The sequence below is a fragment of the Gordonia sp. UBA7860 genome (assembly GCF_002500165.1).
Lineage (GTDB): Bacteria > Actinomycetota > Actinomycetes > Mycobacteriales > Mycobacteriaceae > Gordonia > Gordonia sputi.
The window spans coordinates 1-12,181 of the sequence record NZ_DLSO01000102.1 but is presented as its reverse complement, the minus strand read 5'-3'; the positions used below and the strand labels follow the sequence as shown (position 1 = coordinate 12,181).

The following is a 12,181-nucleotide window of genomic DNA, read 5'->3' as shown; positions in this document are numbered from 1 at the left end:
CAACCTCGGCGTGCTGATCACGGTGACGTGCGTGTGCGCGATCGCGGGCGATTCTGTCGGATTCTGGTTCGGGAGGGTCGGCGGCCCCCGCATGATGAAGTCTCCCCTTGGACGTCGTTTCGGCGAACAGCGGTGGGAACAGGCGCGCACGAGCCTCAATCAATCCGGAATGTGGATGGTCGCGGCGAGTCGCTGGGTCGGTTACATCCGCACGCTCATGCCGAGGGTCGCGGGGATGACCGGGATGCAGTTCGCAAAGTTCGGTGTCGCCGACATCGTCGGGGCTGTCAGTTGGGTGACCGCCGTGCTTCTCGCCGGGTACTTCGCAGGCGCAGTCCTCGGTGCCACGATCCTGCTCTACGTCGTGATCGGGCTGGGGTGCTGCGCGGCGATCTATGTTCTCGTCACCTACGTCCGGCGTCGACACGCCGCGCGGGCGTCAGACAGCGTCGACGGCGGCGTGGTTGCGGCTGTAGCGGGTGGCCAGCCACGAACAGATAATGAGCTGGATCTGGTGAAAGATCATGAGCGGCAACACGATCAGCCCGACGACTGAGCCGCCGAACAGCACCGTGGCCATCGGTAGGCCGGTGGCGAGGCTCTTCTTGGTGCCGCAGAACTGAATTGCGATGGCGTCGGCACGGCTGAATCCCAGTCGTCGCGCACTCCACCAGGTCAGCGCGAGCATCACGATGACCAGCACCGCAGCGATCACCGCGACCGCCACGACCTGCCACGCACTCACGATCGACCAGATCCCATTGCGCACGCCCTCGCTGAATGCCGCGTAGACGACGAGCACGATCGACGCCCTGTCGACGAACTTGGTTGGCTCGGCGTAGCGCTTGAGGAACGGGTCGACCAGCGGTCGGCAGAGTTGTCCCGCGATGAACGGAACCAAGATCTGCAGCAGGATCTCGACGACCGATGACGCCGAGATGTGCACCCCATTCGTACCGCTCATCAGGGCGACCACCAGCAGCGGCGTCAACACAACACCGATGAGATTCGACGCCGAGGCGCTCACGATCGCGCCCGGTACATTGCCGCGGGCGATCGACGTGAACGCGATCGACGACTGCACCGTCGACGGCACCAGGGTCAGGTACAGGAGGCCGGTGTACAGGTCGTGACCGATCAGCGGTTCGACGACGGGCCGTATCGCCAGGCCGACGAGTGGGAACACCAGAAACGTGAACGCCAGGATCGTCAGGTGCAGCCGCCAATGCGACAGCCCGTTGAGTGCCTCGCGCGGATGCAGGCGCGCGCCGTACAGGAAGAACAGGAATCCGATGGCGATCGTGACCGCCCAGTCGAGAACCTCGGCAAACGTCCCGCGTGCCGGGAAGAACGCGGCCACCACGACCGCTGCGAGAATCGCCAGGACGAAGCCGTCGATCGGAGACCGGGCAAGGAGTCGGCGCACGTCCTATTGAATGGGCGCGCGACGGTCGGACTGTGCCGGTGTCGTACCGCTCGACGAATCGTCGGTGCTGCACATGCCACGCAGCGTGCACGACGCGCAGCTGTCGGTGCCGCAGTCGGCGGCGGCGCTGGTCTCCTCGGGTTGCGCGGCATGTGCGTCGTCGACGCTGCTGTGATCCGACGAGCAGCAACTGCAGCCCGCATCTGCTGCGGGGGCGACGGCGTCGGCTGCGCGAACCGCGTAACCGCTGACAGCGCCGACCAGCAATACGCCCGCAACCAGCGCCACCAATCCGAACACCACCGACCATCCGCTGTCGACGGCGAGCGTCAGCGCGCCACCGGCGACCAAGATGAGCGCCGCGCCCAGAGTTCCGGGGGCCGCGATGCGGTTGGCCAGCGTGAATGCCTCGGCCGAGGCCATCGTCGAATCGGTGCGGACTCCGAAGTATCGGTTGCGCGGGAGTCGGCCGATCAGGCCCGCCACTCCGACCACCAGCCACACCAGGGCCAGCACAAAGACGCATACCGAGACGACGATCGACACCACACTCACCCGACCACCATACTTTTCCCGCCCATCCGACGTCGATTTCAGGGCAGGTGAAGCCACGATTTACCCTGGTGAGGTGAGCACCGCCGACATCTCCACCTCCGAGGGCGCCGCCGATCAGGCGAGCACCGACCCAGCTTCCGCGACTCCTGGGCACCGTTACACCGCCCGACTCGCAGGCGAGATCGAGGAACGCTGGCAGCGCGAGTGGACTCAGCGCCACGCTTTTGAGGCACCCAACCCGGTCGGACCGCTGGCCGGCGACATGAGTGCCTTCGACGGAAGCGGCCCCGACGCTCCCGACAAGCTCTTCGTCCAGGACATGTTCCCGTACCCCTCGGGCGCTGGCCTGCACGTCGGACATCCGCTCGGCTTCATCGCCAGCGACGTGTTCGCGCGGTTCCAGCGCATGTCGGGCGCCAACGTGCTGCACACGATGGGCTTCGACTCCTTCGGTCTACCGGCGGAGCAGTACGCGGTGCAGACCGGTACCCACCCCCGCACGACGACCGAGGCCAACATCGAGCGCTACCTCGGCCAGATCCGACGCCTCGGCCTCGGGCACGACGAGCGACGTCGAGTCGCCACCACCGACGTCTCGTTCTACCGCTGGACGCAGTGGATCTTCCTGCAGATCTACAACGCCTGGTACGACGACGAGGCCGGCAAGGCGCGTCGCGTCGACGAGCTGATCGCCGAATTCGACAGCGGGGCACGCACTCTCGAGGACGGTCGGGTGTGGGCAGATCTGTCGGCATCCGAGAAGTCCGACGTCGTCGACTCGTATCGCCTTGTCTACCTGAGTGATTCACTCGTGAACTGGGCACCGGGCCTCGGTACCGTGCTCGCCAACGAAGAAGTCACCGCCGACGGCCGAAGCGACCGCGGGAACTTTCCGGTGTTCCGCAAGCACCTGCGCCAGTGGATGATGCGCATCACCGCGTACTCCGACCGCCTGCTCGACGACCTCGAGGTGCTGGACTGGCCCGAGAAGGTCAAGACCATGCAGCGCAACTGGATTGGACGTTCACGCGGCGCCCAGGTGCAGTTCCCCGTGCCGGGTATCCCGGCACAAGCCGATGGCGAGGTGGCCGTCGACGTCTTCACCACGCGCCCCGACACACTCTTCGGCGCCACCTACGTGGTACTCGCCCCAGAACATCCGCTGGTCGACGTGCTCACGGCCGACGCGTGGCCGTCGGCTCCCGAGGGTGCGGCGGTCGACGAGCGGTGGACCTACGGAGCGTCGACGCCTGCCGAGGCGATCAAGAACTATCGCGCGTCGATCGCGGCGAAGTCCGATCTCGAGCGGCAGGAGAACAAGGAGAAGACCGGCGTCTTCACCGGGTCGTTCGCGACCAATCCGGTTAACGGCCAACAGGTTCCGGTCTTCGTTGCCGACTACGTGCTGATGGGCTACGGCACCGGCGCGATCATGGCGGTCCCCGCACACGACTCACGCGACTATGAGTTCGCGACGGTCTTCGGACTGCCCATCGTCGAGGTCATCGGCTCCGAGGCCGGCATCTCTGAGGAGGCGTACGTCGGCGACGGTCCGCTGGTGAACTCGGGCTTCCTCGACGGCAAGAACGTCGACGACGCGAAGGCCGCGATCATCGAGTGGCTCGAAGAGCAGGGCTCGGGGCAGGGCACCGTGCAGTACAAACTGCGCGACTGGCTCTTTGCCCGTCAGCGCTACTGGGGCGAGCCGTTCCCGATCGTCTACGACGAGGAGGGTCGCGCGCACGCACTGCCCGAATCGATGCTGCCCGTTGAGCTTCCGGAGGTCGAGGACTACGCGCCCGTAGCCTTCGACCCCGACGACGCCGACAGTGAACCGAGTCCGCCGCTGGAGAAGGCGTCGGACTGGATCCACGTCGAACTCGATCTCGGCGACGGTCCGAAGAAGTACAAGCGTGACGCCAATGTCATGCCGCAGTGGGCCGGAAGCTCCTGGTATCAGCTGCGCTACATCGACCCCACCAACGAAGAAGAGTTCTGCGCCAAGGAGAACGAGGCGTACTGGATGGGTCCGCGGCCGGAGCTACACGGTCTCAGCGATCCGGGCGGACTCGACCTCTACATCGGCGGCGTCGAGCATGCCGTTCTGCACCTGCTGTATTCGCGCTTCTGGCACAAGGTGCTCTTCGACCTCGGCTACGTCACCAGCAGTGAGCCGTATCGAAAGTTGTTCAACCAGGGCATGATCCAGGCATACGCCTACACCGATTCACGCGGCATCTATGTGCCTGCCGAAGAGGTCACCGAGGTCGACGGCGAGTTCGTCTACAACGGTGAGAAGGTCACGCAAGAGTACGGCAAGATGGGCAAGTCGCTGAAGAACTCGGTGACTCCCGACGACATCGCCGCTGAGTACGGCGCAGATACGTTGCGGCTCTACGAGATGTACATGGGCCCACTCGATCAGTCACGCCCGTGGGCAACGAAAGACGTTGTGGGACTGCAGCGATTCCTGCAGCGCGCATGGCGCCTGGTCGTCGACGAGGAGTCCGGTGCGGTCCGCGTCGCCGACATCGAGCCCGACGACGAGACACTTCGCCTGCTGCACAAGACAATCGCGGAGGTGCGGGAGGACTACAACGGCCTGCGCGACAACATCGCCGTCGCCGCGCTGATCAAACTGACCAGCCACCTGACCAAGCAGTTCCCCGACGGCGCGCCCCGCAGCACCGTCGAACAGCTCGTCCTGATGCTCGCGCCACTTGCGCCGCACATCTCCGAGGAGCTGTGGTCGCGGCTCGGCCACGACGAACTGCTGGTGCGCGGACCGTTCCCGGTCGCCGACGAGCGCTACCTGGTCGACGACACCGTCGAGATCCCGATCCAGGTCAAGGGCAAGGTCCGCAGCCGCATCACGGTGCCTGCCGACGCCGACGAGGAGACGATCCGCGCCGCAGCACTCGACGACGAGAAGATCCTCGCGATCCTCGACGGCCAGCCGCCGCGCAAGGTGATCGTCGTGCCCGGCCGAATGGTGAACATCGTCCCATAGCGGCCGCGCCCGGTCGGCCACTCGCTGGTCGAGCTACACCCGCTGGTCGAGCTTGTCGAGACCACCTGTCGCGTCGTCGTGGTCGCTCCCGCTGGTCGAGCTTGTCGCTACGATCTGACTCGTGACGTCCGACGATGACACCACCCCCGGCTCGACACCGCCTGACGACAAGCCCGGGCCGTCGGGTCCGGCGCGTGTCGGCGAGTTCCTCACCCGGGCCGACCGGACGCCGTCGCTGATCAGGGCGGCGCAGCTGCCGCGAAAGCTGACGCCCGAGACGGTCCCCGAACTCGACCTCTCGCGTCCGACGCGCCTCTCCGATCGCATGGAGAAGTTGCTGACCGGGAGCGATCGGTCGCCGAGCGCGTCGCGCGAGCTGGCGCTCAGCGTCGTGAAGGTGTGGCAGGCGCTCGTCGATCGCAGGTCGGCCACGGCAACCGCGAGCGGTGACGTGACGGTCCTGTTCACCGACCTCGTCGGATTCTCGTCGTGGGCCCTGCGCGCAGGCGACGACAGTGTGCTGTCGCTGATCGGTGAGGTCAATCGCGTGAGCAGCGACATCGTCGGCGCTCATCGCGGCCGGATCGTGAAGTCGCTCGGCGACGGCGTGATGGCAGTGTTCCCCGATGCCGCCGACGCGATCCTCGCCGCGTTCGAACTGTGCGGCGCAGTCAGTGCGATCACTCACGACGACTACCGTGCGCAGCTGCGCGCCGGAGTGCACACCGGAACTCCGCGGCAGGTCGGTGGCGACTACCTCGGCGTCGACGTGAACATCGCGGCCCGCGTCGCCGATGCCGCCGGAACCGGTGAGGTGCTGGCCACCAGCGATGCGCTGCAGTCTGCGGAAGGGCTCCAATTGCTCAGCCGCAAGCGACGTTTCAAGGCGAAGGGCACACCGCGTGACCTTGAAGTGTTCGCCGTGGTGCCGCTTCTCGATGAGTGATTCAGGCCGTCAGCGGTAGAACGGCGGCGAGACGTCCGGGTCGTCGGCGACCGTGTCGATGCGCGTATCCCGAAGTAGACTCGCGATGGCCGCTGTCGACGCACCGATCGTCGCGAAGTGCGGATCGACGTCTTCGGTGAAGCACCACGCTCTATCTGCCGGCCAGACGAATGCGGGCGCGGGCAGTAGCCAGCCCAGCATGTCGGTGTCGCCGACGAACAGGTGGTAGTCGCGCATCGTGGACCCGCGCTCGTCCGGATTCCGGCGATGGGCACGCCATCGCGCAGCAGTTCTGGATAACCACAACCGGCCCAGATCAGGTAATAGATCTCGTCCGGTGTGGTGGTATACCGATGCAAATCCTCGACCGCGACGGCGATCTGCCACAACTCGCTTGGGCCGTAGACGGATTCGACGTCGTTCTCGCGTTGTCCTGGAAATGCGGGGTCGGGTATGTGCAGCAGACGTGCATACGCATCGAAGCCGAGCGGCCCGCGGGTCACCGCTCGGGCCCAGTCTCGCCCGTCGGTCATCAGCCAGTCGGCCACCGAGGCGTCGTCGAATCGTCGGATGGTCATGGGGCTTCACAATGGCATTCGACGACGCTGCCGCCAACAGAATTTCGTGAGCCTCCTCATCTCGGGGCCACCTCATTTCGGCAGCCACGCGGAGGCACTCACTTCGGCGGCAGCGAACGCGCGTAGCCGACGCCCACGCCGACCCATTTCTCGAGCTGACGCTTGGTGCGGATGCCTTCCGTCGAGACCCGTAACCAGCCGCGGGTTTCTCGACCCGACATGACCATCGGGGCCGTGTGCGCTCCGGCCAGGTAGGCGTCGGTCTCGTCGGGCGGCACGCGCACCATGAGTCCACCGTGCCCGCTCGCCGCAACGGCCATGTTGCCGTCGACCAAGAACGCGAGTCCGCCGAACATCGACTTCTCAGCGACACCGCTCTCCCCCGACAGCAGCTCGCGGATCCGGTAGGCGAGATCGTCGTCGTAGGCCATGTGGCCAGCGTAAACGGGCGTCGCCGCGCACGGGTCGGTTACTGCTGACGCACGACGACCCGCAAGACCGGAAAGGACTTTCAGGGAGGGCTGGAAATCTATCTTACCGCGCAGTAAGATACCGACCATGGCAATCAACCTCGAGCTCCCGCAGAAGCTCGCCCCGGTCACCGAGCAGGCGCATCTCGCTGCCGAGCACATCTTCCGGCCCATCTCGCGCACGTACGACAAGGCCGAGCACACCTACCCCGAGGAGCTCGACGAGCTGGGTGAACTCGCTCGCGAAGCCGCCCGCAAGGGACGTGAGTCCGACGCCGCGGACAAGTCGTCGGCGAAGAAGTCCGACGTCGTCAACGGCGGCAACATGCGCGCGGTTCTGCACGGCGTCGAAATGGGCTGGGGCGACGTCGCGCTCATGCTGTCGATTCCGTATCAGGGCCTGGGGAACGCGGCGATCGCCGCGGTGGCCAACCCCGAGCAGCTCGAGAAGTTCAAGGACGTCTGGGCGTCGATGGCGATCACCGAGCCGAGCTTCGGCTCCGATTCGGCGGCCGTCAGCACCACCGCGACACTCGACGGCGACGAGTACGTCATCAACGGCGAGAAGATCTTCGTGACCGCGGGTTCGCGTGCCGATCACGTGGTGGTGTGGGCGACCGTCGACAAGAGTGCCGGCCGTGCCGCGATCAAGAGCTTCGTCGTGCCGATGGACACCGAGGGAGTGTCTGTTGTCCGCCTCGAGCACAAGCTCGGCATCAAGGCCTCCGACACCGCGGTGCTTCGCTTCGAGAATGCCCGCGTACCCGCCGAAAACCTACTCGGCTCACCGGAAGTCGATACCAAGAAGGCGTTCGCGGGTGTCATGCAGACCTTCGACAACACGCGTCCGCTCGTCGCGGCGATGGCCGTCGGCCTCGGCCGTGCCGCACTCGAGGAGCTGCGCGCAACCCTCGAGGGCGCCGGACACGTCATCGACTACGACAAACCTGCCGCCAATCAACCAGCAGCTGTCCACGACTTCATCCGCCTCGAATCCGATTGGGAGGCTTCGTGGTTGCTTGCCATCCGTGCCGCGTGGATGGCCGACAACAAGCAGCCGAACTCCACTGAGGCGTCGATGTCGAAGGCCAAGGCGGGCCGCATGGTCACCGAGCTGACCAACAAGGCAGTCGAGATCGGCGGCACCGCAGGCTATTCCGAGGTCGGACTGCTCGAGAAGTGGGCGCGCGACTCCAAGATCCTCGACATCTTCGAGGGCACACAGCAGATCCAGCAACTGATCATCGCGCGACGCGTGCTCGGCAAATCGAGCAGCGAGCTGAAGTAGCGGCGGCGGTACCCGCTCGGCGCGACGGGGGCCCCGTCGGCGCCGCTTGCTCAGTGGAGCACGCGGCGTCGAAGTTCCTCGTCCCGCTCCAGTCGTAGCCACTCGCGGTGTCGGCGTTGCGCCGCAACGGCATTGAGCACGTCGACGTCGTTGGCCCCGGCAGGTGGCGCGGGTGAGATGTACGGCGCGAGCATCTGCACCAACTGCCTTGCAAGAGCGGCGCGCAGGGCGTCGTCGCGGATCGACGGCGCTTGATGGAGGAAGCCGCGGATCAGCATGGCCTGGTGGTCGTTCAGAACCCCGATGTCGGCGGTGTGCGCCCACTCTGCGAGGTGTGGTGGCATGACAGCGGTGCCTGCGACCTCCAGTGAACGCCGGTCGCGGATCACGTAGGTGCCTGCCACGAGATCGCCAACGCGCTTGTCCTTGCGGCTGATGGCAGCACACACAATCGCGGGTACACCGAAGAACACGAAGATCTCGACGACGCCGACGAGAGACCTGGTGAACGCGTGCCGGAAACCGATCGGCCCGGCGTCGTCGCGGACCGTACGCAGGCCGAGCGCCCAATGCCCCAACGACTTTCCCCGACTGAGCGTCTCCACCGCCGTCGGAAGCACGATCAACGCCAGCACCGACGAGAGCGCGAACGCACCTGCCAGCACAGCGCCGTCCCGCAGGCTCATGCCAACCTTCACCGACACCCAGTAAAGTGCGATGAGCACGACCACGGCGATCACCACGTCGATCACTCCGGAGACGATCCGCCTGCCGAGTGATGCCGGCGGAAGGTCAAGTGCGACTGCCTCACCCGAGACGAGGTCGTTGCGCCCGAGACCGACCGTCCCGGCCCCGTACATCGGCGCGCCCGTATACGGGGGCGGTGCCATGTACGTGCCCGGTCCCGCATACATGTTTGGTCGCGCGTACATGGGCTGCCCTGCATGCATGTTCGGCCCCGGGTACATACGCACCACCGTAGCGGCTGCGGGTGGCGCAGACGTAGCCGATCGTGGGCCACGTGAATGATCCCGCCCCACAGGGGTACAGCGCTGCCCGTGGTCTCGCTAGGCTACCGATGTGGATCTCGATGCCTACGTACGAGCGAAGTCACCGACGTGGCAGAGACTCGACGAACTCTCACGAAAACGCCACCTCACCGGTGCCGAGTCCGACGAGATCCTCGACGCCTATCAGCGCACTGCCACACACTTGTCGGTGATCCGATCGTCGGCGCCAGACCGCGCGGTCGTCGCATATTTGTCGACGCTGCTGGCCCGGGCTCGCGGGCACGCGCTCGGGTCGACCGTCACCACGTGGGACCAACTGGTGCGGTACGTGACGATAACGCTGCCCGCCGCGCTCTACAGCACTCGACGGTGGTGGTTGACGGTGCTGGTCGTGTCGATCGCGTTCGCTGTCGGCATCGGCTGGTGGCTCCTCGACCACCCGACCATGGAGCACACGTTCGGGTCGCGCGAGGAGATCGAGCACCTCGTCAACGACGACTTCGAGAACTACTACTCCGAGCACGCCGCGTCGTCGTTCGCGTTCGAGGTCTGGACCAACAACTTCCGACTTGCGTTGCTGTGCATCGCCTTCGGGATCTTCGGGTTCCCGGTGATCTGGATGCTCTACCAAAATATTCTCAACCTCGCGGTGACGGGTTCGATCATGATCAACCACGGTCGGGCCGACCTCTTCTTCGGGCTCATCACCCCGCACGGGCTGCTCGAACTCACTTGTCTGTTCGTGGCGGCGGGTGTCGGGCTGCGCATCTTCTGGTCCTGGGTTGCGCCCGGAGACCGTAAGCGCTCGGATTCGCTTGCCGAAGCCGGCCGCACCGCGATCGCCATCGGCATCGGATTGGTTGTGCTGCTGCTCATCTGCGGAGCCATCGAAGCGTTCGTGACCCCATCGGGTCTCCCGACATGGGCGCGCATCGGTATAGGCGTCACCGTGTGGGTCGGGTTCCTCTTGTACGCGCTGGTGCTCGGACGGCGCGCCCACGATCGTGGTGCCACAGGCGATCTCGACGAGATCGACCGCGGATACAGCCTTCCGGTCGCCTGACAGATGGTCGGCGAGACAAGCCGCTCAGAGCATTCCGCGCGACTTCAGCAGTAGGTAGTGGTCGGCGAGCGCAGCGGGCAGTTTGTCGGGAGCGGCATCCACGACGTCGACGCCGAGACGCCGCAACCCCGACGCCGTGCGGCCACGCAACGTCAGTGTGCGCACCGCCGCCGCGGCGTCGTAGATCTCGCGGACGTCGTCGCGACGTTCGGCCATCTCGTCGAGCATCGGGTCGGATACCGATCCGATGACCACCTGGTAGCGCTGTGCGAGTGCGGCGAGCGGCGGTAGAAGCGACTCCTCGACCGCGGCCGGTTCGAGCGGTGTCAGCAGCACCACGAGTGCTCGCTGACGCGACACCTTGCTCACCTCGGTGCACAACATGGGCCAATCTGCTTCCACCAGTGCGGGTTCGAGCGGCGCCATCGCGGTCACGAAGTCGCTCAGCAGGGTTGTGCGCGGCGCTCCGATGACCCGCCGGTGCACCACGCGATCACCCGCGATGAAGTCGACCCGATCGCCCGCGTGCGACGCGAGCGACGCCAGCAGCAGGGCCGCATCCATCGCGGCGTCGAGTCGCGGAGCGTCGCCGACACGGCCGGCAGACGTCCGCGACGTGTCGAGCACGATCACGATGTGCCGGTCCTTCTCCGGCTGCCACGTGCGGACGACGACGGAGCGGCGTCGCGCAGTGGCACGCCAATCGATACTGCGCACGTCGTCGCCCTCGACATAGTCACGCAGAGAATCGAATTCGGTTCCCTGTCCACGGGTGCGCACGGCCGACCGTCCGTCGAGCTGTCGCAGATACGCCAACCGCGACGGCAGATGCTTGCGCGCGGTGAAGACGGGCAGCGCACGCACGATGCCCGGAACCACGACGGTGCGCTGTCGGGCGCAGAGTCCGAGAGGGCTGAGCCGTCGAACGGTCACACCGACGGCCAGTTTGTCACCGCGGCGGGTGGGTGTGAGGGTCGTCGTGATCGACTCCGACTGCGCAGGAGCGAGATTCACCGGCCGCGGCGCGGTCGGTTCCGCACCCGCCGACGGCTGCCATGCGTCGCGGATCAGACCGCGGAATCGACTGCCGGACAGGTTGCGCACCAACAGCGTCGTCTGGGTGGATTGGCCGAGCTGAACCGGACCGCACGGCACTCGACCCAATTCGAGAGTGCGCGTGGGGTTTCCGACGATGGCGAGGTCGATCAGCAGTAGCACGACGCATACCACGACCCAGGCCAGCACCACCCAGTAGTGGGGGAAGAGCACCGTCGGAATGGCGCCCGCGAGGACGAGTACGAAGAAGCGGCCGGTGATGACCATCAGCGTGGGACGGGAACGGAACCGATCGCCGCAGCCAGCACCGCGCCGACCGAGACTCCCTCGAGCTCAGCCTCCGGGCGCAGCGAAAGGCGGTGCGCAAGAGTCGCTTGCGCCATCATCTGCACGTCGTCGGGTGTGACGAAGTCGCGTCCGCTCAGCCACGCCCACGCGCGACTCGTGCCGAGCAGCGCGGTCGCACCTCGTGGACTGACCCCGAGTGAGAACGACGGCGACATCCGGGTCGCGCGGGCGATGTCGACGATGTAGGCGGCGACCTGTGGTGCCACGGCCACCCGTCGCACTGCGGCTGCGCCTGCGATCACATCGGAGCCCGAGGCGACCGGTCGCAGACCGGCAGCAGCCAGATCGTGCGGATCGAATCCCGCTGCATGCCTTGCCAACACGGTGATCTCGTCGTCGCGCGGTGGAATCGGCAGGGTCACCTTCAGCAGGAATCGGTCGAGCTGAGCCTCCGGAAGCGGGTAGGTGCCCTCGTACTCGACGGGGTTCTG

At 66.1% G+C, this 12,181-nt stretch carries 12 protein-coding genes; 5 read left to right on the top strand and 7 right to left on the bottom strand.

What is annotated here, in order from left to right; translation table 11 throughout:
• Window positions 1-556: DedA family protein (locus tag B3T59_RS12970; RefSeq protein ID WP_287003689.1), on the top strand; the 556-nt coding region annotated here is incomplete at its 5' end.
• Here B3T59_RS12970 and B3T59_RS12965 read toward each other — a convergent pair.
• Window positions 440-1,426, bottom strand: coding sequence for a bile acid:sodium symporter family protein (locus B3T59_RS12965; RefSeq protein ID WP_287003687.1), 987 nt, complete (start codon window positions 1,424-1,426; stop codon window positions 440-442). The genes B3T59_RS12970 and B3T59_RS12965 overlap by 117 nt on opposite strands.
• A gap of 3 nt (window positions 1,427-1,429) precedes the next feature.
• Window positions 1,430-1,981 (bottom strand): SdpI family protein, encoded by a 552-nt coding sequence (locus B3T59_RS12960; RefSeq protein ID WP_287003685.1) that lies wholly within the window; start codon window positions 1,979-1,981, stop codon window positions 1,430-1,432.
• 88 nt (window positions 1,982-2,069) lie between these two features.
• On the opposite strand from B3T59_RS12960, the gene leuS reads away from it, so the two are divergent.
• Together leuS and B3T59_RS12950 are read left to right on the top strand one after the other, a co-directional pair.
• A complete protein-coding gene (leuS, locus tag B3T59_RS12955) occupies window positions 2,070-4,991 on the top strand; it encodes a leucine--tRNA ligase (protein WP_376782671.1) in 2,922 nt (973 codons plus the stop codon).
• Between the two features lie 121 nt (window positions 4,992-5,112).
• On the top strand, window positions 5,113-5,937 hold the full coding sequence (locus B3T59_RS12950) for an adenylate/guanylate cyclase domain-containing protein (protein ID WP_287003681.1): 825 nt from the start codon (window positions 5,113-5,115) through the stop codon (window positions 5,935-5,937).
• A 9-nt stretch (window positions 5,938-5,946) separates the two neighbouring features.
• On the opposite strand, the gene B3T59_RS12945 is transcribed toward B3T59_RS12950, so the two are convergent.
• Window positions 5,947-6,174: a hypothetical protein gene (locus B3T59_RS12945; protein ID WP_287003679.1), complete on the bottom strand. Its 228-nt coding sequence runs from the start codon at window positions 6,172-6,174 to the stop codon at window positions 5,947-5,949.
• 439 nt (window positions 6,175-6,613) lie between these two features.
• Window positions 6,614-6,946, bottom strand: a complete 333-nt coding sequence (locus B3T59_RS12940) for a TfoX/Sxy family protein (RefSeq protein ID WP_287003677.1) — start codon at window positions 6,944-6,946, stop codon at window positions 6,614-6,616.
• A gap of 127 nt (window positions 6,947-7,073) precedes the next feature.
• Between B3T59_RS12940 and B3T59_RS12935 the strand changes: the two genes are divergently transcribed.
• Window positions 7,074-8,273: an acyl-CoA dehydrogenase family protein gene (locus tag B3T59_RS12935; RefSeq protein ID WP_287003675.1), complete on the top strand. Its 1,200-nt coding sequence runs from the start codon at window positions 7,074-7,076 to the stop codon at window positions 8,271-8,273.
• Window positions 8,274-8,323: 50 nt separating this feature from the next.
• Here B3T59_RS12935 and B3T59_RS12930 read toward each other — a convergent pair whose 3' ends face one another.
• Window positions 8,324-9,205 carry an RDD family protein gene (locus B3T59_RS12930; RefSeq protein ID WP_287003673.1) on the bottom strand — a complete coding sequence of 294 codons (882 nt, stop codon included), beginning with the start codon at window positions 9,203-9,205 and terminating at the stop codon, window positions 8,324-8,326.
• A gap of 148 nt (window positions 9,206-9,353) precedes the next feature.
• On the opposite strand from B3T59_RS12930, the gene B3T59_RS12925 reads away from it, so the two are divergent.
• Window positions 9,354-10,346, top strand: coding sequence for a stage II sporulation protein M (locus B3T59_RS12925; protein ID WP_287003672.1), 993 nt, complete (start codon window positions 9,354-9,356; stop codon window positions 10,344-10,346).
• Window positions 10,347-10,370: 24 nt separating this feature from the next.
• On the opposite strand, the gene B3T59_RS12920 is transcribed toward B3T59_RS12925, so the two are convergent.
• Window positions 10,371-11,669 (bottom strand): DUF58 domain-containing protein, encoded by a 1,299-nt coding sequence (locus B3T59_RS12920; RefSeq protein ID WP_287003670.1) that lies wholly within the window; start codon window positions 11,667-11,669, stop codon window positions 10,371-10,373.
• Window positions 11,669-12,181 (bottom strand): AAA family ATPase (locus B3T59_RS12915; RefSeq protein ID WP_287003668.1); only part of this gene is annotated, 513 nt, incomplete at its 5' end. The genes B3T59_RS12920 and B3T59_RS12915, both read right to left, overlap by 1 nt.

Excerpts from the sequence above, each read along its gene's own strand:
- B3T59_RS12930 (WP_287003673.1), bottom strand. The coding sequence starts at position 9,205 with ATGTACGCGCGACCAAACATGTATGCGGGACCGGGCACGTACATGGCA.
- B3T59_RS12945 (WP_287003679.1), bottom strand. The coding sequence starts at position 6,174 with ATGCGCGACTACCACCTGTTCGTCGGCGACACCGACATGCTGGGCTGG.
- B3T59_RS12920 (WP_287003670.1), bottom strand. The coding sequence starts at position 11,669 with ATGGTCATCACCGGCCGCTTCTTCGTACTCGTCCTCGCGGGCGCCATT.
- B3T59_RS12940 (WP_287003677.1), bottom strand. The coding sequence starts at position 6,946 with ATGGCCTACGACGACGATCTCGCCTACCGGATCCGCGAGCTGCTGTCG.
- B3T59_RS12935 (WP_287003675.1), top strand. The coding sequence starts at position 7,074 with ATGGCAATCAACCTCGAGCTCCCGCAGAAGCTCGCCCCGGTCACCGAG.